The organism is Aeromonas sp. 602396, assembly GCF_049173735.1.
Classification (GTDB): Bacteria; Pseudomonadota; Gammaproteobacteria; order Enterobacterales; family Aeromonadaceae; genus Aeromonas; species Aeromonas veronii_A.
This window is the reverse complement of sequence record NZ_JAAKSD010000002.1, coordinates 149021-173601: the sequence shown is the minus strand read 5'-3', so window position 1 is coordinate 173601 and position 24581 is coordinate 149021. Positions and strand designations below refer to the sequence as shown.

15 protein-coding genes and 1 pseudogene are annotated in these 24581 nt (G+C 59.9%); 2 read left to right on the top strand and 14 right to left on the bottom strand.

The genetic code is table 11. The features are described from left to right. Positions 1-45 precede the first annotated feature (45 nt). Complete coding sequence (locus G5229_RS04455; RefSeq protein ID WP_337072820.1) at positions 46-2088, top strand: protein-disulfide reductase DsbD family protein; 2043 nt, start codon at positions 46-48, stop codon at positions 2086-2088. Positions 2089-2230: 142 nt separating this feature from the next. Beyond that, positions 2231-2740 (top strand): annotated as a pseudogene (locus tag G5229_RS04450) (protein disulfide oxidoreductase); the annotation flags it as partial. A 111-nt stretch (positions 2741-2851) separates the two neighbouring features. Here G5229_RS04450 and G5229_RS04445 read toward each other — a convergent pair. The 14 genes from G5229_RS04445 to icmH all read right to left on the bottom strand — a co-directional run bounded on the left by G5229_RS04445 (position 2852) and on the right by icmH (position 24565). Continuing rightward, positions 2852-4219, bottom strand: a complete 1368-nt coding sequence (locus tag G5229_RS04445; RefSeq protein WP_421208659.1) for a tetratricopeptide repeat protein — start codon at positions 4217-4219, stop codon at positions 2852-2854. 117 nt (positions 4220-4336) lie between these two features. Next, a complete protein-coding gene (locus G5229_RS04440; RefSeq protein ID WP_421208658.1) occupies positions 4337-5065 on the bottom strand; it encodes a hypothetical protein in 729 nt (242 codons plus the stop codon). 147 nt (positions 5066-5212) lie between these two features. Next, entirely contained in the window at positions 5213-5941 is a 729-nt protein-coding gene (locus G5229_RS04435) for a hypothetical protein (RefSeq protein WP_421208657.1), read from the bottom strand. A 1-nt stretch (position 5942) separates the two neighbouring features. Beyond that, the gene (locus tag G5229_RS04430; protein WP_421208656.1) at positions 5943-8939 is read right to left on the bottom strand and encodes a toxin VasX; all 2997 of its coding nucleotides are present in this window, start codon (positions 8937-8939) and stop codon (positions 5943-5945) included. Beyond that, positions 8936-9775, bottom strand: coding sequence for a DUF4123 domain-containing protein (locus G5229_RS04425; RefSeq protein WP_421208655.1), 840 nt, complete (start codon positions 9773-9775; stop codon positions 8936-8938). Before G5229_RS04425 ends, G5229_RS04430 begins: the two co-directional genes overlap by 4 nt. After that, positions 9775-11814, bottom strand: coding sequence for a type VI secretion system tip protein VgrG (locus G5229_RS04420; RefSeq protein WP_421208653.1), 2040 nt, complete (start codon positions 11812-11814; stop codon positions 9775-9777). The genes G5229_RS04425 and G5229_RS04420 overlap by 1 nt, the downstream gene beginning before the upstream one ends. Before the next feature lie 119 nt (positions 11815-11933). Next, positions 11934-12221: a type VI secretion system PAAR protein gene (locus tag G5229_RS04415; RefSeq protein WP_019444936.1), complete on the bottom strand. Its 288-nt coding sequence runs from the start codon at positions 12219-12221 to the stop codon at positions 11934-11936. 305 nt (positions 12222-12526) lie between these two features. Next, a complete protein-coding gene (locus G5229_RS04410; protein WP_421208651.1) occupies positions 12527-13957 on the bottom strand; it encodes a VasL domain-containing protein in 1431 nt (476 codons plus the stop codon). A 45-nt stretch (positions 13958-14002) separates the two neighbouring features. Continuing rightward, entirely contained in the window at positions 14003-17500 is a 3498-nt protein-coding gene (tssM, locus tag G5229_RS04405; protein ID WP_421208650.1) for a type VI secretion system membrane subunit TssM, read from the bottom strand. Positions 17501-17541: 41 nt separating this feature from the next. Continuing rightward, positions 17542-18969 carry a type VI secretion system protein TssA gene (gene tssA, locus G5229_RS04400; protein ID WP_421208649.1) on the bottom strand — a complete coding sequence of 476 codons (1428 nt, stop codon included), beginning with the start codon at positions 18967-18969 and terminating at the stop codon, positions 17542-17544. Positions 18970-18977: 8 nt separating this feature from the next. After that, complete coding sequence (gene vasI / locus G5229_RS04395; protein WP_421208648.1) at positions 18978-19583, bottom strand: type VI secretion system-associated protein VasI; 606 nt, start codon at positions 19581-19583, stop codon at positions 18978-18980. Next, positions 19583-21121: a sigma-54 interaction domain-containing protein gene (locus tag G5229_RS04390; RefSeq protein WP_421208646.1), complete on the bottom strand. Its 1539-nt coding sequence runs from the start codon at positions 21119-21121 to the stop codon at positions 19583-19585. Before G5229_RS04390 ends, vasI begins: the two co-directional genes overlap by 1 nt. A gap of 2 nt (positions 21122-21123) precedes the next feature. After that, entirely contained in the window at positions 21124-23766 is a 2643-nt protein-coding gene (gene tssH / locus G5229_RS04385; protein WP_421208645.1) for a type VI secretion system ATPase TssH, read from the bottom strand. 19 nt (positions 23767-23785) lie between these two features. Next, entirely contained in the window at positions 23786-24565 is a 780-nt protein-coding gene (gene icmH, locus G5229_RS04380; RefSeq protein WP_033114647.1) for a type IVB secretion system protein IcmH/DotU, read from the bottom strand. Positions 24566-24581 lie beyond the last annotated feature (16 nt).

The window sequence follows — 24581 nt, the reverse complement described above, 5'->3', positions numbered from 1 at the left end:
TCGCGGCTTAAACAACCCTGACTTTCATTTTCAAGAGACAACACCATGTCAAACATCTTCAAGACTGCCCTCTTGCTGGGCAGCCTGCTGTGGCAATCCATCGGATTGGCCAGCGATACCGGCTGGCTCACCAGCCCCCGCAACGATCACGCACAAATCCGGCTGCAAGCAGATAGCCGGGATCCGGCACAGCCCCGGGTGCTGCTCAGTCTGGCACTCGAGTCCGGCTGGAAAACCTATTGGCAAAACCCGGGTGAAGGGGGAATTGCCCCTGAAATTCTCTGGGATGATCCCAAACTCACTCAACAATGGCACTGGCCAGTGCCAGAGCGATTCGCGGTCAGCGGCATGTCGACCCAGGGGTATCAGCAGGCCGTAACCTTTCCCATCAGCCTTGGCCATGGCAACCGCAAGGCGCTGACCGGCACGTTACGCCTTTCAACCTGCAGTAACGTCTGCATCCTGACCGACTACCCTTTTGCCCTTGCTCTGGATGGTACGGCACCGGACGGATTCGACCTTGCCTATGCACAGGCGATGAGCAAGCTGCCTCAAGCCATGCCCAAGAGCGTCAACCTCCAGGCCGGCTACCAGCAAAACCGGCTACAGCTGAGCGCTAAGCAGCAAGAGGGGTGGCGGGCTCCGCAGATTTTCCTCCAGCAGCTGGAGGGGGTCGAGTTTGGCGAGCCCAGCCTGGAGGTGCAGGGCAATACCCTGATTGCCCGCATTCCGGTCAGCGATGGCTGGCAAGGGGATGCACCGGATATCCGTCATCAGCAACTGGGCGTGGTACTGGTCAACGGTGACGAAGCCTGGCAGAGCCAGGTCACCATAGGTGATCCCCTGCCACTACCCGCTGGTGGCCACTCGCTGCGCTGGATCCTGGGGGCAGCACTGCTTGGGGGGCTTATTCTCAACCTGATGCCCTGTGTGTTGCCGGTGCTGGCCCTCAAGCTGGGATCAGTACTGCAACTGGAGACCCGTGAGCGTCGCCCGGTTCGCTTGCAGTTCCTGGCGGCAAGCGCAGGTATCCTGGTCTCCTTTTGGACGCTGGCACTGATGAGCACCCTGCTGCGCGCCACCCAGGGGGCCGTCGGCTGGGGTATCCAGTTCCAGAGCGTCTGGTTTATCGGCTTCATGGTCGTGGTGACCTTGCTGTTCTGTGCCAACCTGCTGGGGCTGTTCGAGATCAGGTTATCGAGCAATGTCAACACCCGTCTGGCAACCGCGGGTGGCAACGGCATGGCCGGTCACTTTATGCAGGGCTGCTTTGCCACTCTGCTGGCAACACCCTGCTCCGCCCCTTTCCTTGGCACCGCAGTCGCCTTTGCGCTCGGGGCGCCATCCGGTCAACTCTGGCTTGTCTTTACCGCACTGGGGATTGGCATGAGCCTGCCATGGCTGCTCATCGCCGCCCTGCCCCGTCTCGCGCTCTGGTTGCCAAAACCGGGACGCTGGATGGGGCGCCTGCGCATCCTGCTCGGCCTGATGATGCTGGGCTCCAGCCTCTGGCTGCTCAGCCTGCTTGGCAACCATATCGGCCATAACGGGGTGGTGATCCTGATGGCTCTGATACTGGCAGCCCTGCTGCTGGCGGTCGTATGGCGCCACGGTATTCGCGGTGTAACCCTGGGGCTGGCGCTGGGCTGCTTGCTGGCCGCAGCCCTGCTGCTCGGCGGCGCCTTCACCATGGAGGGCAAACCACAACAGGATACCGTCCACTGGCAGCCACTCTCGGAGCAGGCCATCCAGGACGCCCTGGCACAACACAAGCGGGTCTTCGTCGATGTGACCGCCGACTGGTGCATCACCTGCAAAGCCAACAAATTCAACGTGCTGCTGCGCGATGATGTGCAACGAGCCCTGAGTGCCCCCGATGTGGTGGCCTTGCGCGGGGATTGGAGCCGCCCCTCAGACAGCATCGCCGGCTTCTTGCGCCAACGCGGCAGTGTGGCCATTCCTTTCAACCAAATCTATGGCCCCGGGCTACCGGGTGGCGAGATCCTCTCTCCCCTGCTGGATCGTGCAACTCTGCTGGCCACTCTGGAGCACGCTGCGAACGCCCCTGTTCAAGGAGAAACAAGATGAGATATATCCTGCTCATACAGACCCTGCCGGGAGAGCGGGGCATACCCGCAGCGCAAGGGGGAAATTATCGGCAATCGGCTGATCTCCCTCATATAGCGCTCGGGGGCAACGTCAAAAACGCACTGGTCATCAAGGGGCAGTCATGACAGCAACATCATCCCGGATCCTCCGTCTGCGCCGCTGGAGCAAGGAGGCCCTCTGGCTGCTGCTGTTGGCGGTGATTATTTCGACGGCGCTGGACCTCTGGCGCAGTCCGGCGCTGCCAGAGGAAAGCCCGCTGCCTCAACTGCTGCTGCAAGATGGCACTCTGGCCGACCTGCAGACAATGAGTCGGGACAGACCACTGCTGATCTATTACTGGGCCAGCTGGTGCGCAGTCTGCCGTGTTACCACACCGACAGTGGAGCAGCTATGGCGAGACGGCGAAAACGTGCTGACAGTGGCGCTGCGCTCCGGCGACCAAGCCAGGTTGCAGCAGGGGATGGCCAGGAAGGGGCTGACCTTCCCGACCCACAATGATGAGCATGGCGACCTTGCCGCCCGCTGGCAGGTGAGCGTCACCCCCAGCTTCCTCATCATCAAGCAGGGTAAAGTGGTGAGCTCCACCACTGGCTGGAGCTCGGGCCCGGGACTGAAACTGCGGTTGGCCTGGCTCGGCCCGCCAGGGAGCACTATTGCGGCCCCTCTTCCCGCTGAAGAGGGGCTGCGATCGTATCGTTCTGACCTCGATTCAGAAAAAGGCCGGAGCCCGCAGCTACGCTGTTTAGCTTTTCCTCGCCGGTGATGGCATCTTGCCAAACCAGTGCTCTGAAAGTTTCTGCGCCTGTTTGACTTCCGGCCTGGTCATCGCTGCTTCCAGCTCGTCACGAGCCTGCACCGCCTCCGGCATCCCTTCTGTTGCCGCCAATGACAGCCAGGCATAGGCATGTACCCGGTTACGCGGAGCCCCCAGTCCCTCTTCACGCATGGTTCCCATCCGGTATTGTGCCATACGATCACCCTGTTGGGCCGCCAGCCGATACTGCTTGAGTGCCAGCACATAGTCCTCTTTACCGCCCAAACCCTGCCGCAGCATCTCGCCATAAGCATATTGAGCCTGGGTATGACCTTGTCCAGCAGCTTTGGCATAGCTGGCTCTGGCTTGCTCCAACTCACCCTGCTCTTGCTGCAACTGCGCCAGCTCGAAACTGGCCTTGGTGATCCCGCCTTCCGCAGCCAGAGTCAACCAATGCTGCCTGGCTACGCCATCTGTTTGTTGCAAGCTCAGTTGGTACTCCGCCTCATGCGAGCCATGAGTCACCGCCAACTCCAGCCAATATCTGCCCAACGCAGGATCAGCTTGCACCTGCTCTCCCGCCAGATAAGCAACACCCAGCCATAGTTCAGCTTCGGCAGAACCCGCATTGGCAGCTCGCTGATAAGCCGCGAAAGCATCAGTTGGTGTAGCCTGACGAGCCAACAACAACAAGGCATCCGGCTGCTGCTGGGCGGCAGCCTTCTCAAACCAGCGCTGGGCAATATCCGGGCGTTTGATCACCCCTTTCCCCTGCTCGTAGCGCTTGCCCAGCTGATACTGAGCGTCGCGATTGCCCTGCTCTGCCGCTTTTTCCAACCACTTGACGGCATCCTCATCCGCCCCCTGCTGATTGGCATACCACTGCCCAAGGATCAATTGCGCCTCTGCATGATCCTGTTTGGCGGCTTTCTCGAACCAGTCGAGGCATTCACTGACCAACTTGCCCTGATGCTGCTCCTGACACATCAGGCCCAGCTGATAGCTGGCATTGCTGTTGCCAAGGCGAGCAGAGCGCTGCCACCACAGGGTAGCGAGCGTCGGGTTTTTGGGCTCCCCGAGCCCGGCCTGATACCAGTCACCCACTTGCCAAGCAGCATTGGCGCGGATCTGTTTATCGGCGGCCAAGGGGCCAGACTGCTCGGCCGCTTGCTGCATCCAGTGCATGGCATTGGGGTAATCGAGTTGGGTTGCCAGCCGTCTGGCCAGTTCATACTGGGTGCGGCCATCCCCCAGCTTTGCGGCTTGGGATAGCTCGGCATCAGTGCGTGGCGCAGTGGCAGAGCAGGCGGTTAAGATGCTGGCGGTCAGTGCCAGCCATAGGATTCGATGGGTCATGAGAAATTCTTCGCAGAGTGAAAAAGGGGCGAATAAAACAGGGCCGGTTACAGGTAGTGCCATTATTGGTCAATCAAGGGGCAGAAAAGCTGAATTACAGCCTCTCTGCCCCATGGCTTAATAACCGAACTCTTTACGGCTGGCTGCTTCAATCACTTTATATTGAGGTAACGCTTGCGTGATATCACCAAGTACACGTTGATATTCCTCTGGCTTGCTAAATACGAGAGCGTATTCCCCCCAGCTATACGGGGTCTCCATGATTTCCATACCGCACAGCTTGCCAAAAACTGATATTTCACCTGAGTCCTTAAAAATACACCCATAATGGCGGACTCTTGGTTTCATATTGGTGATTTTAAAGGCCAGAAATGCACCCGCACCTGCACCGGCCAGTGCCTGCGGGCCCACCAAGCCAATAGCGATGATGCTGCCCACAATCAGCAAGCCACCAATCCCACGGATAATGTTGTAAGCCACTTCCGGGATCTTGTCCTGCTGGGTGTAGTAGATCCCCTTGGCAGTCATTCGGTAGTGATAGAGCTGGTTGGGGTCCGTTAAGTAGCGCGAAAAAATAACACCCCAGCCCCCCAGAATTAAAAGCACCCAAATTAACGGCCAAGGGTTCTGACTATCGCTATTAATAAAAACCATTAATGCAATTAGCCAACACACACCTCCCATTAACAGTGACGATGACCATGCAGCTCGCTGGGCATGGTCAATATGCCACTCATATAAAACCGGCTCCTTTTGCAATTCAAGATATTGCTCGCTGTAGTAGTGGTTGGCGCCATCAGCCTCTGCACTCTCTGCGTTCTGCTTGTGTTCTGTGGTGTCACTCATCCTATTTCAACTCTATCAAGGTGCCACGGGCCATAAAGCACAGGGGTTGGCCGCTTAAACGCTCTGCCACCGGGTGGCCTATCTTGCTCTGTTATTAGTCAATCAAAGGACAAAGAAGCTGAATTACAGCCTCTTTGCCCCTATGGCTTAATAACCGAACTCTTTGCGGCTAGCAGCCTCTACCATTTGATATTGTGGCAAAGAGCGAGTTACATCTTCGAGTACCTTGGTGTACTGATTAGGAAGAGTAAAAATCAAAGCATACTCACCTGTTTCCGGCGGATGTTCCCAAATCCTCATCCCATTAATGCCACTAAAGGTAAAGATCTCGCCCTCCCCCTTAAAAATGCACCCATAATGGTGAATCTCTGGCTTCATATTGGTAATTTTAAAGGCCAGAAATGCACCGGCCCCCGCTCCGACCAGTGCCAGCGGGCCCACCAAGCCGACAGCAATGATGCTGCCCAAAATCAACAAGCCACCAATCCCGCGTGCAATGGTGTAAGCCACTTCCGGGATCTTGTCCTGCTGGGTGTAGTAGATCCCCTTGGCGGTCATTCGGTAGTGATAGAATTGATTGGGGGTAAAAAGATAACGTCCCTGAAGTACAGCGAATATTCCGAATACAATACAAAACAGGGTTAACTGCCAAGCTTTTTGACTATCGCTATTAATTAAATTAAACAGTCCTAAGAGCCACAAAAAACCACCTATGGCAATTGGAAGCTCCCATGCAAGTCTCTGCTGATGATCAATCTGCCACTCATATAAAACCGGCTCCTTTTGCAATTCAAGGTATTGCTCGCTGTAGTAGTGGTTGGCGCCATCAGCTTCTGCACTCTCTGCGTTCTGCTTGTGCTCTGTGGTGTCACTCATCTTATTTCAACTCTATCAAGGTACCCTGGACGGGCAGTTTATCATCGATCTCAGCGGTCAAGACCACCCCTTTGGCCAGGGTACCGCGGGCCATAAAGCGCAGGGGCTGACCACTTAAACTCTCTGCCGCCGGGTAACCTATCTGCAACTGCAGTTCATCCCCCTGATTGGCGGCGACCGCCAGTGTCACCTGCCCAACCCCTTGGCTGGTCACCTTGATGGCGGCCTCTTGCGCAGGGCCCAGCACAGGAGTTAACACGGAGGCGGGGTAGCTCTGCTTGGCAAGTTGATAGCCAAGCAGCTTTATCGACAACTGCAGGGTAATGGTGCGCAGATGCGGCGGCAGCGCAACGGTCAGCTTCCCCTCCTTGAGCTCCACCGTCGGCTGACAGGCAACCCGTTCATACTGAAGCAGCTCTTCAGCCGCAGGCCACCCGGCCGGCTTGGTGCCCCAGGTGGATTGCAACAGCCAGCGATCTATAGGCAGACGGTTATAGCGGGCCAGTATCACGGTGGCGGCCAGATAGAGCAGGGTGCCGATACCAATAGATGCGACCATCCAGGTAGCCCATGTAGCCCCTAGAGTTGCACCAAATAGCAAACGGCCAAACGACACAACGGCTGGTATCCCCTGCGCCCCCAAGCCCCCCAGCTTTAACCAGTAACCAAATTGCTCCATATCGGCATTGGTATCATCCATTAGCTTGGCATGAGTCTCCCACGCCTCCAGCCCCGCCGCCAGCAGTCCCAGCCCGGTCATCCAGCCGGTGGTAAGGGTAAAGCGGCGCACCAGAGCGGGGTCTACTATTGCGGCTTCAGCTAAACGCTTATTCAGAAGATGTTTAGGCACCACCACCTGCCCCTGCTTGATGGCCACCATAGCGCTGCCGGTCCAGGCGGCGGTGTAGGCCAGGTTACGGTTCAGCTCCAGCTGTGCGGTAGGGTTGCCCTGCAGCTTGCGCGCGTTCTCGTCATACCCTTGCAGCGCCACCGTCAGGTTGGCGATATTGAGCAGGGCCGCCAACCCGCCAAAGTTGCCCCACCCTTGCCACACCTTGGCGGCCGCTTGTACCCCTCTGGCACCTTGCCGCTGCAAGTTGAGGTAGCTGGCCATCTTGCGCTCAAACTCCTGCTGCAAACCGCCTTCCAGCAACAGCAGACGGGGCCATTTCAGCTGCGACCACTCGGCGCCTGCCGCCTTCATCCGGCCAAGGTGGCCCTCTGTTATCTTGCCGGGCGTTGCCAACTTGCCGAGCAGGTTGCCCTGTACCTGAGCCACAAAGGCTTTGCTCTCGGCCACAAATGCGGAGTTGATGCGCACCTGCTGGCCGGTGTGAATTGATTCGAGTACCACCAGACTCAGAGTGCGGCCAAGTTTTTCACCGCTGAGCAGATGCGGATGCAGCAACTCGCTGAGCTGTTGCCATGGCTTGATGGCCACCCCGGCGATAGCCGCTTTGAGGGCGCTCATGGTCGCCTTGGCGCCCTCATGCAGCCCGCCAAACAACTTGCTATTGCTCAGAAAATCGTTATTGGCTATCGCTTCCATCGCCGCCAGCGCATTGGCGACACCGGTGATATTGCCCACCCCGAGCCAGTCTGGGTTTTTCTCAAGCTCTTTTTTGACCTCGAGATCAAAGCCGTAGTGTGCCAGCGCGGGCAGAGCCCCCTTTTTCAATGCCTTGGTCAACTGTTCACCCCGTTTGGTGTTGGGGGCCAAAAATAGGCTAAAGAGCCACTGGCAGCTGCTGGCCAGCAGCTGGGTCTGGGCATCCTCAGTCTGGCTATCGAGCCCCAACAGCAGGGGGGAGGTCGGTAAGGCTTGCAATAGCTGCAGGGCATCGTCATAGCTGGTCAGCCAGCGCGGGCGCAAGGCATCCACCCCTTGCGCGTACTGCTGGATAATCTCTTCCAGCCCCGACCAGTTCACTTCGTCATCAAAGCGCACCCCGGGCCAGCTGGCCCACTTGTCGGGATTGAGGCCCAGCTGCTTGAGCTGGGCATGCTGCGCCATCAGGCGCTGCTCGGCGCCGAGGTCTATGTAGTGATGGCCAATGCCTTGACGCTCCTTGTAGTCATACTTGGCAACCAGATAGGAGTGCAACTGCTTCTTGAGCTTGAAGGTCGCCAGACGGTCGCCCCTGGCTGACGCAGGCAGGCTGCCTTCATCGAGCGGGGGCAGTGCCAGCATCTCGGTGATACTGGCCATGGTCCAGCGGTGACGGGTTTCGTCGTCATTAAAGGGCTGCTCATGGCGGATAGCGATATCGCTCAGGCGCTCGGTCACATCGTGCATATCCGAGATAAGGTCGTCGAGCGCCACCACCAGAGCACTTTGTAAATCCGGCATACCGGCCTTGCTGGCCTCCGCTGAGCCTGCCGGTTTGTCACGCCACAGCAGGCCCGGCGCTACCCCCTCGGGGGCCTTGAGGGTGGCGCAGCTTTCGACGAATCCCTTGTTGGGCAAGCCCATGTCGGCTACGTGGGTAGAGAGCAGATCCAATAATCCCGCATGCTCACCCCCCATCTTGCTGGCCAGCGAGAGCAGATTGAATGAGCGCATCCCTTTGCTGCGCAGACTGTTCTGCTCGCAGTACTCCTTTTTCAGCCGCTCGGTCCAGCGCTGATGGGAGAAGGCCATCGCCACCTTGTGGTTGGCCGAATAGAGCAAATGCCCTTTGCTGCCCTTGCTGGCATGAATAAACTGGCTGCCTTTGACCTCATACTCGTCGAGCATTTTTATTTTTTCATCAAAGACATAGAGCCAGCCATCGCGCAGCTGGCGCAGGGTGTAGGGATTGGCCTTAAGCGCCAGAGGGCCTTTGAAGTGCTTGGCAGGCAGAGGGTGCGGCTGTTTTGCTGGCGCCTCAAATACTTCATCAAGGGCATAGCGCACCGGTACCAGGGCAATCTCTTTATTTTTAAAGGGGCAGGTGCCAACCGGGCTCTTGCAATCCTTGTTGCCGGCAGCTCCAGCTGCTTGGTTCGGGGTGCTCATGACGTTATTTCCTGTGCAATGGCGTGTTGCTCTGCCCAGTTGGCTGCCTGTTCAACACGCTGTGACGGGGTCTGTGCCGAGGGGGTAGTCAACAACCTGCTCACGATCGGGTAGGCATCACCCTGCCACCATGACTCGCCCAGGAAGCCCAGCACATTGAAAAACAGCAGCAAGTCGCGTTCGGTCTGAAATCCCAGTTGATAAGCCTGTTGGGCCCAGCGGGCAATCCAACACTTTGGATCGGTCTGCTGCGCCAACCGGGCGGGAAACCACGCCTGCATGTGGCGATAAACCGCATCCAGCTGGTTTTGCCAACTCACTTCGCCCAAGCGGGCCCATTGCACATCGGTGAGTCTGCATGTGTCGCCCATCGGCTCGGCAAGCGTCTCTTTGACCTGCCAATGGCGCCAACCGGTGCGGGTTGGCAGCCAGACTTGTGCAATTTTCCGCCACAGCCAGGGGTCTGCATCCACCATCAGACATGCCATGGTTTCCGGGGCGGCCAGTTTGAGCAAGATGCGGCTGCCGTAAGGGCTTTCGACCTCGATAAGCTGGCGCAACTGATCCGCCAGCGGCAAGAGAGGCAAAGCGGAGGCGAGCAACCATCCGGTATTGGCTGACAGGCTCTTGAACCAGCCGAGCAAGGGCTCGCTGGCCTCCACCAGACAGGGAGAGACCTCCCGCAGGCTATCCCAGGGGGCGTAGAGATAGAGCGGCTGGTAAGCCGGGCAGTCGCTGACCTCAAAGAGTTGGCGCTCAAGCTCAGGGATCTGCCCGCCATCGAGCAACAGATAAAGACGTTCACCTTCTGCCAAGGTGAGCGCTGGCAATACCATTAGTTGCCCTCCTTGGCCAGCTGTTCACATATCTCGCAGACCGGCTCGGCCGATTTCAGAGTCGCAATCTGGCGAACCGTGTCGACCGGGGGCGGCGGGGGCACCGCCTCGACATCATCAGGCAGGATAGGCATCTGCCCAGCCCAACCGGAGCCAGAACCGGGACTACCGCCAGAGTTCATCTTGATGGAGCCACCACTTATCGTCACGCCATCAGCATCGACCTTGACGAAGCTGCCACCCACTTTAAGTGTCAGCTCGACACCGGCCTCCAACACGATCTTCATGCCTGCCTTGTAGTGTACCTCCTGGCCGGCATCAATCAGCAGCGATTGCCCCAGCTTCTGATGCATGGAGGCATCCACCGTCAGCGAGTAGTCCGCCTTGATCTGGTCGCGCTTTTCGCCTTCGACTGTCAGGTAGTCGTTGGCCTTGATGCGAGTGACCTGCTCGTTGTCGATATCCCGATGCTCGTCGTGTTTGATATGCCAGACGACATCGTTCTGGATGAGCACGTTCAGATCTTTCTGACCGTGGAGATAGATCTCTTCCTGACCAGCCTGGTCTTCAAAGCGCAGCTCGTTGAAGCCTTCGCCCTGATGGGTTTCGGTGCGCAGCACGGTGCGGGTCTTGTTGAGTGGCAACTCGTAAGGTGGCCGGTTGGTAGCGTGATAGGTGCGGCCAGTCACTATGGGCTGATCGGGGTCCCCTTCCAGAAATGAGACGATAACCTCGTGGCCAATGCGCGGCATGGCCATCATGCCGTACTGACCACCGGCCCAGCCCTGGCTCACCCGCACCCAGCAGGAGCTCTGGTCGTTGGAATTGCCGTAGCGGTCCCACGGAAATTGCAGTTTGACCCGGCCGTGCTCGTCGCAGTAAATCTCTTCCCCTTCGGGACCAACCACCATGGCAATTTGCGGGCCATCCACCATGGGCTTGTTTGGCGCCTCTGGGCTGCCGATACGCGCCCGCCAGGTAGTGCTCGCCTTCACCACGCCAAATTCGTTGTGATAAACGGTCGGGCCACTGCCGCCCTCCTCCTCCAGCGCTTGCGGCTGTTCGCCGGTGTGGCGGATATGGACGACTTGCCAGTCGGTATTGAGGCTATCGTTGGGGTGCTCGGTCAGTGAGAAGAACAGCCCCGGCATAAGGGCTGCGCTATTCGATTTGCCGCTGCCCGCCACTGCATCGTTGCGTAGGGCATCGAGCCGGTGCTGGGCAAAGGCCTTGCCGCTGCCGTCCTGCTTGTAGCGACCCGGGTAGTCAAAATGCTGATAGGTATCGCGCTGATGCTCGAGCTCTGCGCCCTGCTTTTTGTGGGAGAGGCCATAAGCCGGCGTCTTGAAGCTGTAGTCCTTGAGCTCTACATCGCTTGGCCGTACCGCCTCACGGTAGTGGAACTGGCGCACGTAAGGACCTTGTTTCAGCGAGCGGTTGCCAAGGTTGAAAAAGAGCTCGGGGCCAGCAGTCAGGGCTGCGGCATCGTCAGCAAAGACGATGCGATGTTTGCCTGCTTCAAACTCGTGGAAGTAGAAGAGCCCCTCTTCTGCGGCAAGGCGATTGAGGAAGTCGAGGTCAGTTTCGCGATACTGAACGCAGTATTCCCGCTGGGCATGTTCATTTTTCAGGGCAAAGGCGTAGTCGGTGATACCGTGTTCTTGCAGCAGAATGGAAAGAATTTCCTCGGGCTTCTGTGTCTGAAAGATGCGGGAGTTTTGGCGCAATCCCAACCGCCACATGGCCGGTTTGACTTGCAACTGATAGCGGGTGCGACGAAAACCGCTGTCCCCTTGGGCAAACTCGCTCACTACCCCGCAGACCCGGCGTTGCAGCTCGCCGTTGTACCACACCAGCAGCTCGCACGGCTGGTCCAGCACGGCACCAAAGTCGATATCGGGTTGGCTGCTTGCCAGCTCCAGCGTCAGAACAAACGGTCCGCTGAGCCTCTCATGCAAATCAAAGGCAGCGACAACGAAGGTGGTTTCTGGCAACGCCCCCACCTTGGCGGTGAATTGTAATCCTGTGCTATTGGCCATCTTGTGCCTTCTCCATAGCTACCGCACGCCCGCGGCGCGCTACTTGGTGGTTCGATGATGAGATAAAGCCATCATTGACGGCCTTACCTCATAACCGAGCCAAACTGTGGCCATTCTCTCTAACCGGCCTGTCCGCTGCCCGAACCAATCACCACGCCACCACAATCCACTGCCGTGCCGGTGACGGCGATGGGTTTGCCATTCACCAGCACAGAGCCAACACCACCGGCAATGGCCCGTGGGTGCGGCGGGTTGTTGGGCTTGTCATGGGGCGCCAGTGGATCACCTTGACGAGCCACAGGCTTGCCATCTAGGAACACGTCGGGACTGGCAGCTATCACCGGGGTCGGTGGGAAGCCATCGTGGTCGGTGCCGATGTCACCGAGCAGTGCGATAGCGGGGCACATAGTCATTCTCCATATGAGCGGGTAGACGCACAGACATCATCCCTCTGCCCCTGTGCCCGATGGAACGCACCAGGCACAGGCGATTTTGATAAACAGCGGATAAACAGAACAGGCCACAGCACAGGCTATGCCATTTAGCGCTGGCGAAATTAGCCAAATAAAATCAAATGGTTAACCTCTTTCGATAGATGACAGGGTTATCCATTCGCAAGGGATTGCGCAAACTGGGCAATCCCCCTGCAAAATATTGCATCTGCAGTGCAACCATCTGTAGTATGCGCAACTGGTTGCGCATAACAGAGCAATCAGCTACCGGATAGCCCTTGTTGCAGTTGGTAAAGCCGGATGTTGAGTGCTTTCAAGTCACTCTCTATCCCTTTCAGCTCGGCAGCCGTAATAGGCTCCTGCGACGCTTTTCGCGCCTCCAGTTCGCTCAGACGTAAACTGAACGGGACCTCCTGCATCAGGTTCTTCTGTACCTCGTAGAGCTGAGACTTGAGGTAGGAAATCGTGACCGTCTTGCGCTGACGCTCCAGCTCCAGCAGCTGATCGATCAGGGCATCGACCCCGGCGCGCGCCTCCAGATAGGTCGGCACCCGGTTGAGATCCCCTTGCTGGCCGGCCAGCGCGGTCTGCCACTGCTTGTCCAGCGCCTTGACCGCCAGCGAGTCGGGATAGAGCATCTGCAGCGAATTGCGCAGCCCCTCGCCATAACGGTACCAGTAGAGGGGAGAGGTCTGCTCCAGCCAATCCAGTTGGGCCTGATAACGCGATACAAGCTCGCTCTCCATCCCCTGCAAGGTCTGCTCCCCCAACACGATGCGCGCTTGGCGAATGTCGTCATAACTCAGGGCCTGCGGTAACGCTGCAGCGGGTTGTTGCAACCGTTGCGCCGCGATGACCTTCTCCTGCTGCTGATGTTGCCAACCAAGCCATCCCATCATGGGCAAGGCGCAGGTGAGCAGGCCACAGCCAAACCAGAACCAGGCCGGCCGCTGTTTGCGGTGCTGCTCAATCTTGAGCACGGTCGGCTTCATCTGCCCCTTCTCGCGCCCCACCAGAATGCTGCCCTGCGGCAGAGCGGGGGCAACCGATGCCATCGGCGTTCCGTGATCGTGGTCCATGTCCGATTTGAAGAAGACCATCGGCGGGATCTGCAGCTCATCCTTGAGGCCCGGCTCATCGGAGACGATGACAATCTCGGTCTCGTCAAACAGATGGGTGTAGCCCTCGATAAAGTGCACCAGATTCTCGACCCGGGGGATGCGGCTCAAACCGGCGTTGTGCAACTTCTCGCTGATGAGTTGCAGTGCCCGCTCGCAGCGGTAGATCAACCGCTTGTCCTCGTGGCTGATCTGGTACTGGCGGATCACGTCGCTGATGCGGGCAATAAACCAGTCGAGCATCTCGATGCGGGCCCGCTCCTGATGCACCGGTGGCCAGAAACTCTCCCACTGGGTGACGATCAGGTTGGCGAGAAACTCGCACCCTTCGGTAAAGCCGCTCAGCCCCTGAATGCGGGAGCGCGCCAGAGTGAAGTAGATGGCGGTCTGCAGATCCACCCCGTGCTTTTCAAAGATTTGACTGGCGAGCTGATGGATCCGGGCCCAATCCACCTCGGGGCGGGAGGCGTGGCTGAGCTTGTTGATCTCGGCGCGCAGCGCCTCGTACTCAGGCAACATTCTGGGGTCTCGCCCCACCTTCAATGCCTGCTGGCCTTGTTGATTCTGTGACATATCGGCTTCCAAGATGAGAGGGGCTCGTATGCCCCCCCTGCATGATCAATAGAGGGATTCAGGCAAGCTGAACTGGCTGAACAGGCCGCCGGTGAAGGGGTTCTGGGCGCTGTCGGTATAGACCCGATAGGTCATGGCACCCTGATCCACCGGGAAGCGCACATCAAAGGTGGCCTCGTTGACCTGAGTCAGCTCCCCCTTGTCCATCAGGCGGAACATGGCCCAGGGACCGACAAAGCCCTCGCTGCGCGGTGAACGTTCGCGGGCAGCCGGTACCAGGGTGATCTTGCTCTCGGCCCCGTCGCGCATGGTGTTTGGCCACACCAGCGGGATCTTGTTGCGACGGCCGTGGGCATACTCCAGCAACTGGCCATCCAGGTTGAGCACACTACGCCGCTTGTTGGCGGTGAGTTCGATGGGCTCGAGGGCAAATTGCACCTCCAGATTGCCCTGCTGGCTGAAGAAGATCTGGCGGATCCGCGCAGCGCGATCCAGCTGTTTGATCAGCTCCGCCTGAATAGGTGAGCTCAGTTCTCCCTCCATCAAGCCCCCCTCCACCATGGGTTTCAGGTTGACCTGATAGAAGCTATCCAGGGTGCCACCGGGGGCAAAGAAGCGCTCCATCTCGGAGAGCGGCACATCCTTGGCAGAACCCGGGTTGAACGGATAGCGATCCGCCAGTTGGCTGTTGAACGGTGCCAGCACCTTTGCCTGCCACTCCTGATTGAGGGATGACATCGCCAGATCAATCACCAGTTGCGAACTCTGATCCGCCAGTTGACCCACCCAGCGATTGAGCGGCTCGGGCAGACCACGGGCATACTGCTGCAATGCAAAGACCGGATCGGCGTACTTGTTGGTCAAACGCAGTTGCACCGCCTTGAGGGCTGACTGTCCCGGCTCGGTGGCATTGACGATCAGCTCCATATAGTGCTGCAGTTCAATCAGCTTCTGGTTCACTTCGGAAATGAGCGGCCCCTGTTCGCCACGGCCAGTCAAGACGCCATTGGTGGTCATAAAGGGGCGACCTATCCGGGCAGTGATCGCCTGCGCCGGATCTCCTTCCGCATCGGAGATCTTGCGAATACGGGTATTGTCATCCAGCGCTGCGAGCACCCGCTGGAATGGCTGGTCGTTGCCGGTGATGGCAGAGAGCACATCGAGCGCCTGCTCGGGGCTGGCAAGGGTCTGCACATCCAGATTGGTCAGCAATTTTTGCCACTGGTTGACGTAATCGGTGACATAGCGATCGTTGACCTGACGGGTGATCTCCTTGCGATCGGCCTCGCTCAACTGGCTCAGCTTGCGCTGGCCCAGCACCCAGGCATCCATGGCGGTGAGATCGATCAGCGCCTTGTCCTGCTTAAGGAAGAAGTCACTGAACCCGGGCCAGGTCAGCAAACGCGGCACCTGACCAGCGCTCTCGTTGCGCAGGGCAAACACGGTGTCGAAGGTGGGGCCCACCTCGTCACGGACATTGAGATCCGGCGGCAACACATCACCCGCCTTCACCACCAGATTCTGATAGACCCGCTGATACATAGGCAATTTGCCCAGTTCACGCTGGGCGCCATACACCGGCTCCTTGAATGGCACAAATGCCGTGATGGCGGCCTGATCCCGGGCGGCGCGAGCAGCGTGCCAGTCGGTATGATCGAGGGCATAGTCAAGATGTCCCATCAACTGCTCCTGCACCGCCCCCTGTCCCGGGAACGCTTTCTGCCAGCGGCTGGCCATATACTGCTCCACCAGCTCCTTGTTGCGACCGGAGGCATCATCGAGCATCCGCATCACCCGCAGGATGGAGAGCTTCTCCTCGCTGCCAGCCGGTGCACGGTTGAGATCCTCCAGCAGTCCCTGCATCTGGGCAGGCAGGAAACGCAGCCCCAGCAGTTGCAGATAGGAGCCTTCCACATAGGGGCCAATCTCATCCCCCTGATAGAGACCAAGGTCTGCCACCAGTGGCATCCGTTCGCGGTAGTTGCCAAAAGAGAGGGTTGCCTCGCGAATAAGGTTGAGACGTGGCAACTGGCTGACACCGAAGGCATGTTCATCAGCGACCTCGTTGGTCTCGGTGAACGCTTGCGCCTTGGTCAGTACATTGCGCCCCGCCTCCTCGTTGACCCGGTAGAAGTAGTGCCAGCCACCGATCAGGGCCGCCGAGAAGAGCGACAGGCAACTCAGGCCAATGGCCATCCGGCGACGACGATAGAGGGTATGCAGCCGGTTTTCTCCGGCCAGATGGGCCTCGGGGAAGATGATCGAAGAGAACAACTTGCGCACAAAATAGGTGTTGGACTCCCCGCGCAGGGCGGAGTGAATCGGCTCGGGCAAGCTGTAACGCCGGGAAGCGGCCTGAGCAAAGGCATCGAACGGGACACCTTGCTGATAGACGGAGCTGATATAGACGCCGCGCACCAGCAGTGGCTTGCTCTCTTCAATGGTCAGGGTTTCATCGAGCAGGCTGGTCACATAATCCTTGAGACCCGCCAATTGACGAACAAACGAGAAGAGGGCGTTGCGCTGGGCGGCATCGAGCCGGGCCAGCATCATTTCCGGCAGATTGCGGTTGAGATTGTCGACCCACTGATCCCAGAACAGCGCCAGATCCTGCTGCCAGGATTTGCCCTGACTGCTGCTGGGGTTGAAGGTCACCCCCAACACGGCGTCACGGGCCTCTTTATCCAGCTGTTCATAGACCACATCAAAGCCGCGCAGCATGTCGAGTTTGGTGAAGGTGACATAGAGCGGCAGCCGGGTATTCATGGTGGCCGACACCTCTTGCAACCGGGCACGCATCAGCTGGGCATACGCCTTGCGCTCGGCCACGCTGGCCGCAGACAGCCATGCCAAATCAACGGCCAGTACCAGACCATTAAGGGGCTGACGACGACGGTGCTCGTTGAGCCAGTTCAGCAGATGCAACCAGAGCCGCTCATGCTTGCGAGCTTGCGGGTCCAGCTCGGGCTCGGCTTGTGACAACAGTGCACCGGCCGGATCCAGCATCACGGCTTGCTCCCCCAGCCAGCAATCGACCAGCTGGCCTTGCGCCACGTCCCGCAGTTCGGTATCGAGTCTGGGATTGAGCTTGTTGGCCGGATTGGCACGGTGGATCAGGCTGCTCTTGCCGCTGCCGGGCAGACCCAGCACCAGATACCAGGGCATGGCGTAGAGCGCCCCCTTGCCAAGGTGTTCATTCAAGGCTTGCAACCAACGTTCGAGGAACTGCGCCTGTTTGTCGATGAGCCCTTTGACCGGATCTTGTTCCAGCAGCACCTCATGCTGGCGCTCGGCCTTGAGCTGCTTCATCTTGCGCCATACCCGCCAGGAGAGTACCCCCAGCAGCAACCAGAGCCAGAGCAGGGTAAACACCACCCGCCCCCACAAGGGCTCGAATGGCTTGGCATCACGGATCTCGATGTGAGGCCCCAGCCACCACACCAGGATCAGGGCTACAACCCACAGCACCACACCGAGCAGGGGCCAGGAGGGTTTCAGTTTCGGCAGCTGTTGCCGCAGAATGGTAAAGATGGTTTTGAACATAAAATGTGATCCAACTCCGACTCAATGACTCATTTCGGCACTTATTTCGGCAAATGGGTGGCATAGGGGGCCAGGCGGCTGACCAACCCGGGCTCCCACTGCGACAACCCAAGGCGCTCCGCCTCTTGCCACAAGTGTTGATATTGCTGGCGCGCAAGCGCCTCCATGCCTTCCTGCTCCAACAACTCCGCCTGCATCAGCAAGGCATGGAAGCGGGCTCTTGGCTCTTTCATCTGTGCCATCCGTTCATCAAGCAGGGCGAGCGCGGCGGCAATCCCCTGCTCCCCATGACGCAAGGCAACCTCCTCGGCCAGCTCGGCCTGTCCGCTGCCGCCCCCACTGCTCTTGGCAGGCTGCAACCAGCGGCTGCACTCGGGGGAGAGAAACGGGGAACCATCGCTGAAGGTGAGATCCCGCAGCGCTGGCAGGCGCTGCAAAAACGCATCCAGCTCCGCCATGATCGCCTGCGCCACCGCGCCATATCCCAGCTTCTGGGCCACCTCGGCCGAGAGCCTGTGCCCCTCGAACCAGTAAGGGGCCAGCGTCAGGCTCTGCTCGATGCGCTGCCAGAGCGCCAGATCTGGCGTGCCCATGGCGGCGCGATATTCATCCACCATGTCTGCCGACATTGAGGCAAGCTGGGTTTTGTTCCCCTGCGCCGTTATCGGCGGGGTGGTGATGCCGGCCCAGATGGCGTGACGACGCAGCCGATAGCCGATAGCCACCTCTGGCTGGCGCTCAATCAGCAGCTCCGCCACCTTGAGCTGGGTCTGTCGCCATGCCCGATCGTTGGAGCTGTCAATCTCGACCCCGGAGCCCTTGCTGCTGCCACTGAGCACCATGGTGCCCGCCATGCCACTCGCACTGGCGGTGGCTGCAGCAGCGCTGCTTGCAGGTTGACCTCCGGCATCTGCCTGGGCCTGGGCAACCTGTTGTCGCTGGGCCCGCTTCAACCCCATCACCAGAGGATCCAGCAGTTCCCCCTTGTCAGGGCACTGGGCCAGCCAGACGGCCTCCAGCTGTTCTGCCTGCGCCAGCAACTGAACCAGCTCGGCTGCCGAGGCGCTCTCGCTCACCCTCGGCAGGGCACCCTCGAAGCGCTTGATGATCTGCACCATCAATCGCTGCTTCTGGGTCGCATTCTCGGGCCAGGCCAACAGCCAGTAAGCCTTGACCCAGGCTTCCAGCAAGCTCAGCGCAGCACCCATCGGGGTCGCCTTGGCGGGGTGCTGCAGGCAGCGCAACAGCTGTGCCAGCACCCGCATATCCTTGGTGCGGCTCTCCAGCAACCCCAGACAGGCTTCGGCGACCGCATTGAGATCGACCTGGCTGTGGGCAAGGGAGCCCAACTTGACCAGCTCGGTCTCCACATAGTCCCAGCGAGGCTCATCGGCCAGCACGGCCCCTGTGATCTGTGCATCCGGCAAACTGGTGAGCAGACGGCTACACCAGGGGTGTTGATAGCTCATCTTCCCCCCTACCAGCGACACTGTTGGCGCACCGGTATCAGCGCCTCTTTCAAGCCGCTGAGATCGACCCGCAGCACGGTGCCGTTGGCCGCCTGAACCTGCAATTCACGATGACCGATCCAGCGCTTGAGCTCCTCGATGGCGGGCAGACCGCGGCCATATTCGAGCAGCCATCCCTGATCCCGGATAAACCAGCTCTGACTGCTGCGAGTTGCTTGTCCATCCAGCGCGACCTCGACTCTCTCCCCGCGCCACGGCGTATCCAGCCGCAAGCGAATATGGGTGATGCTGTTGACACAACCAATCGCCAGGGTGGCACCGCGCAGGGCCGGACGGGTCAATACCGCCGTGCCGCTCTCCTCATCCTGTCGCAACAGGAAGGGTGAGCTATCCTGTACACGGGCCAACTCCTGCTCCGCTATCGCCAGCCAGGCCGGAGACTTGGTGCTCTCCTTGCTACCTGATTGCGTCACCTCATTGCCAAGGGCGTCATAGCAGGCGAGCCGGATCAGAGGGGATGGCTCGCGACGACACGCTTGCCACGCCGCCATATCGAGGGGAGGCACCGCATTGCCGGTCGCCAGCAGCAGGGGCAACAAACCCATGATGCTCATCAGTTCACCTCCAGTTTCTGGCACTTGTGATCCAGGGTGCGCTTGGGAATATTGAGGCTCTCGGCCACCAGCATGCGATTCCCCTGAAAGTAGCGCAGGCGCGCTTCAATCACCGATGCCTCGTACTGCTGCATGGCCCGGCGCAGATCGCGGATATGGTTGTAATCGTCCAGCGCATCGGGCAGCTCGGCACAGACCCGATCCCGCAGCTCCGGCGGCAAGGCGCCAAGCCCCACCTCTTCACCGTGACGGGTGTGAGCACAGGCCACCTCCAGCAGATTGCGCAGCTCGCGCACGTTGCCGGGGAAGTCGTAACTTTGCAGTTGCTTGAGGAACTTGCGCTGCAAGCCAGCCAGCCCCTTGTCATCCTGCGCGGCAAACTGGGCCATGAAGTGCTGGCAGAGCAGGGGCACATCCTCGATATGCTCGCGCAAGGGGGCGATCAGCAGCAGACACTGGCAGAGACGGTGGTAGAGGTCGGCACGGAACCGCCCCTCCTCCACATGGCGGGTCAGCGGCTGATGAGTGGCCGCGATGAGGCGAAAATCGGAGTGATACTCCTGCTCTGCCCCAAGCGGCCGGTAGCTGCGGGTTTCCAGCACCCGTAGCAGCTTGGCCTGCATGGCGGCGGGCATATCGCCCACTTCGTCGAGAAACAGGGTGCCACCATTGGCCTGTGCCACCAGCCCGGTCTTGTTGGAGAGGGCACCGGAGAAGGCCCCTTTCTGATAACCGAACAGCTCGCTCTCGATGAGATTCTCGGGGATGGCGGCGCAGTTGATGGCGACGAACGGCTTGGCGGCGCGCTCGGAGCACTGATGCACCAAGCGGGCGACTACCTCCTTGCCACTGCCGGTCTCCCCCTGAATGAGCACGGTCAGCTTGTGCTGGCCCGCCTGGGCGATCTGCTCGCGCAGGCCGCGGATCACCGCCGACTGGCCAACCAGCTGATCCCCCAGCAACTTCTCGTGCTGGCGCTGACGCTCCCCCTCCCCCTTGATCTGACGCAGGGAGTCGCGCAGCACGCTCTGATCCCGGCGGCTACGTCCCAGATCGCGGATCAGGGTGAGCTGGTTGCAAAAGACCTGGGCCAGACTGGCCAGCTCGGGGCGAACCGCCCACTCCTGCAACACATCGCCACTGTCCATCATCGCCAGCACGGCAAACGGCTTGCCGTTGCCATCATTGAGCGGAAAGGCGTGCAGGCCGCACTGCTGGCCAAGGTTGGCCAGCAGTGAGCGAAAACCGGCGTGCTCAATGCGGGCACCGCCATGGAGGGAATCCCAGGTGCGGGATTGCGCTTTGTGCAGCACATAGGCGAGTGGATGAGAGAAATCATCCACCGCCAGCGCCAGCGCAACCTCCTGCCCCTTGACCCACCCTTTGCACTCCAGCTGGCGGCCGCTCACATCCAGCATGCCAAGCAGCAGTCCTTTGGGCTGGAAGCTGGCATGGAGGGTCGAGCTCCACCAGTGGCAGAGATGTTGTTCATCACGTTGCGAGGTGAGCGCGAGGGCGAATGCGAGGGCTTGCTCCATGGTCAGCCCTCCACCTCGGCCACAAAATGGTGATCGGCCACCGAGAAGCGCACCCGGTTGATGGGCTCACCGGCCGAGAGGCGCTGCAACAGTTGCAGGGAAACCGGCGGCAACAGGGCCCCATCAATGACGGACTCCAGCATCCGCGCGCCGTTCTCGCTGCGGTTGGCCCGCAGCAGGATCTCCTCGGCCACCTCGCTCTCCAGCACCACCTCCGCACCGAAACGCTCCTTGAGCAGCTTGACCAGCCGGTTGAGTTTGCCACCGACGATCTGCACTAGCGTGTCGTGACCGAGCGGCAGGTAGGGGATCACCTCCATCCGCGCCAGCAGGGCCGGTTTGAAGAAGGCAGCCAGCTCCGGATAGAGTGCATCCAGCAGGTCATCAGTCTGCTCGGCATGATCGACGATGGTCTGGAAACCGAGGTTGGAGGTGAGGAAGAAGACCACGTTTTTGCAGTCGATGATCCGCCCTTCCCCATCGGCCAGCTCGCCCTTGTCGAACGCCTGATAGAAGAGGTTGAGCACGTCAGGATGGGCTTTTTCCACCTCATCCAGCAGCACCACCGAGTAGGGTTTCTGGCGAATGGCTTCGGTCAGCACGCCACCCTCGCCAAAGCCGACATAGCCGGGAGGCGAGCCGATCAGACGGGAAACCGTGTGTTTCTCCTGATACTCGGACATGTTGATGGTGGTCAGATACTGGCGGCCGCCAAACATCAGTTCGGCAATCTGCAGCACGGTTTCGGTCTTGCCGACCCCGCTCGGGCCCACCAGCAGGAAGGCCCCCAGCGGACGGCCGGGACGACGCAGATCGGCGCGCGCAGTCAGCAGGTGCTTATGCAGGTGGGCCACCGCCACATCTTGCCCCTTGATGAGCTCGCCAAGGTACTCCGGCAGGCAGGTCACCACATCGAGCTCCCCTTGGGAGATGCGATTGAGGGGCACTCCGGTCCACTCGGCGATGACGGCGGCAATCTGGGTTTTGTCGACATGAGCGGAGACCAGCACCTCTCCCTGCTGCAGGTCGGCCAGCTCGCTCTCGAGGGTGGCCAGCTGCTCGGCAGCCGCTTGCGGATCGAGCGGGGCATCGGCGAGATCCAGTGCCTCTCTGGCCAGCATCTCATCCTGCTGATCGGCCAGGAGAGCGGCACGCAGCTCGATAATCCGGTGAACCAGACCCTGCTGCTGCTGCCAGCGGGACTCCTGCTCCGCCAGCAATTCGCGGCAACGCAGCTGCTCATCTTGCAGCTCGGCGAGGCGCTCTTCGTTGTCACCCAACCCGATCAGGCGCTGGCGCTCCAGCTGGCGGATCTCCAGCTCGCGCTGGCGCAGTTCGTTTTGCAGATGGCTGACGGCGCGCGGCGGCGTGGTGAGGTTGATGGCAACCCGGGCACAGGCGGTATCGAGCACGTCGATCGCCTTGTCCGGCAACTGACGGCCAGAGATGTAGCGGGCGGAGAGCTGGGCCGCAGCTTGCAGTGCCTCCTCGTCGATCAGTACCCCGTGGGCCTTCTCGTAGATGCTGCGCAGACCGCGCAGGATCACCGTGGCCTCATCGGCATTGGGTTCGCTCACCTTGACCAGCTGGAAGCGACGGGAGAGCGCCGCATCCTTCTCGACATACTTCTTGTACTCGCTCCAGGTGGTGGCGGCGATGGTGCGCAGCTCGCCACGGGCCAGCGCCGGCTTGATCAGGTTGGAGACATCCATGCCACCGGCCTGGTTGCCGGCCCCGATCAGGGTGTGTGCCTCGTCGATAAAGAGGATGACAGGTCGCACGGCGTCCTTGACCTCCTGCATCACCCCCTTGAAACGCTTCTCGAACTCCCCCTTGACCGAGGCACCAGCCTGCATGGCGCCAAGATCCAGGGTCATCAACTCGACATCGAGCAATTTTTCCGGCACCAGGCCTGCGACGATGCGCAGCGCCAACCCTTCGATCAGCGCGCTTTTACCGACACCCGCCTCCCCCACGACGATGGGGTTGTTTTTGCGACGACGGGAGAGGATGTCGATCATCAGATCGATCTCGTGATCCCGGCAGAGCACCGGATCCAGGGTTCCCTGACGGGCCTGCTCGGTCACATTGACGGTAAAGCGGGCCAGCAGGGTAGCGTCGGTCGGCAGTGCCGCCGGAGCCGTGCTGCCATTGGCCGGATTGGTCACCGGCGTCTCGGCGGACTCCTTGACCCACTCGTCGAACTGCTGGCGCAGCAGCTCGCGATTGACGTTGGCCAGCAAACGGGTCACCGAGCCCGGCAGATAGCGCTGCGGGGTCATCAACAGCACCAGCAGCATGACGCCGCTGCGCAGCTGGCCGTGTTGCATCTCGGCGGAGGCGAGCAGCCAGCTGTCTTGCAGCCACTCGACTAGCAGCGGCGAAAAAGAGGGATAACCCTGGCCATAGCCGTTGTCGGCAGCTGCCGGTTGCAGCAGGGTTTTGAGCTCCTCCACTTCCACGTCGGCGCGTTTGAAGATGAGACGGACATCGCTGAGCGGCGTATCCAGCATCTTGAGCAGCAGATGCTCGATGCGGATCTCGGCTCCCTGATGGTTGACACAGAGGGCCGCGGCCTCCTCCAGCATGTGACGGCAGATAGGGTTGAGTCTTTCCACCAGTACTGGCAGTTCTATACGGATCAAGGCGTGCTCTCCTTAGTACTTATTTTAATAATTCGCCCAGTTGACGCAGTACGTCCTGGGTCTGGTTATTGAGTTGGTGGTGATAGAGGCCAAAGATGATGGCCAGGATCAGCGCCCCTCCCATGAACAGGGTGCGCAGGGAGACCTGCTTGCGCAGCTGGTAGCGGGCCGCCTGCCGACCGAGGTCGAGGTGAAACACGCTGGGCGCCTCGCCGCTGCTCTCGGGGGCGAGCTGTTTGTGCAGCTGGCGCACGATGCGCTCGAACTCTTCGCGCCCCTGGCTCATCACCTTGTAGCGCCCCTCGAAACCGAGGCAGAGGCAGAGATAGATGAACTCCAGAATGTCGCGGTAGCGCTCCGGATCCTCCTGCAGACGGGCCAGCAGGACGAACACCTTCTCGCCGCCCCAGGTCTCGTTGTGGAAACGGGTCAACAGCGAATGTTCCGACCACTCGCTCTGGCTACCCCAGTCGCGGCCCATCACGGCCTCATCGATGAAGGTGCAGAGGATGTAGCGAAACGAGAGGACGACCCCGTTCTCGTAACCCTGAGCCATCAATTCCTGCTCGATGGCCTGGATCTCGGTCACCACCTGCTGATAGAGCTCAGGCACCCGATCGTAACGGGACAGCAGGCGCACCCGCTGCACCAGCCCCAGCAGGGGGGTCACCGCATCGATCATCGGGTTGATGCTCTGGCCACGCAGGCGGAACCAGTAGTCCGAATCCATGTCCAGCTGCTCGGCATGATCGAACAGCAGGTCGCTGAGTTGCTCGTTCTTGATAATGTCCGTGGTCATCTCTGCATGTTTCCTT

Coding starts and splice junctions, on each gene's coding strand:
- G5229_RS04455 (WP_337072820.1), top strand. CDS start 46: ATGTCAAACATCTTCAAGACTGCCCTCTTGCTGGGCAGCCTGCTGTGG.
- G5229_RS04445 (WP_421208659.1), bottom strand. CDS start 4,219: ATGACCCATCGAATCCTATGGCTGGCACTGACCGCCAGCATCTTAACC.
- G5229_RS04440 (WP_421208658.1), bottom strand. CDS start 5,065: ATGAGTGACACCACAGAACACAAGCAGAACGCAGAGAGTGCAGAGGCT.
- G5229_RS04435 (WP_421208657.1), bottom strand. CDS start 5,941: ATGAGTGACACCACAGAGCACAAGCAGAACGCAGAGAGTGCAGAAGCT.
- G5229_RS04430 (WP_421208656.1), bottom strand. CDS start 8,939: ATGAGCACCCCGAACCAAGCAGCTGGAGCTGCCGGCAACAAGGATTGC.
- G5229_RS04425 (WP_421208655.1), bottom strand. CDS start 9,775: ATGGTATTGCCAGCGCTCACCTTGGCAGAAGGTGAACGTCTTTATCTG.
- G5229_RS04420 (WP_421208653.1), bottom strand. CDS start 11,814: ATGGCCAATAGCACAGGATTACAATTCACCGCCAAGGTGGGGGCGTTG.
- G5229_RS04415 (WP_019444936.1), bottom strand. CDS start 12,221: ATGTGCCCCGCTATCGCACTGCTCGGTGACATCGGCACCGACCACGAT.
- G5229_RS04410 (WP_421208651.1), bottom strand. CDS start 13,957: ATGTCACAGAATCAACAAGGCCAGCAGGCATTGAAGGTGGGGCGAGAC.
- tssM (WP_421208650.1), bottom strand. CDS start 17,500: ATGTTCAAAACCATCTTTACCATTCTGCGGCAACAGCTGCCGAAACTG.
- tssA (WP_421208649.1), bottom strand. CDS start 18,969: ATGAGCTATCAACACCCCTGGTGTAGCCGTCTGCTCACCAGTTTGCCG.
- vasI (WP_421208648.1), bottom strand. CDS start 19,583: ATGAGCATCATGGGTTTGTTGCCCCTGCTGCTGGCGACCGGCAATGCG.
- G5229_RS04390 (WP_421208646.1), bottom strand. CDS start 21,121: ATGGAGCAAGCCCTCGCATTCGCCCTCGCGCTCACCTCGCAACGTGAT.
- icmH (WP_033114647.1), bottom strand. CDS start 24,565: ATGACCACGGACATTATCAAGAACGAGCAACTCAGCGACCTGCTGTTC.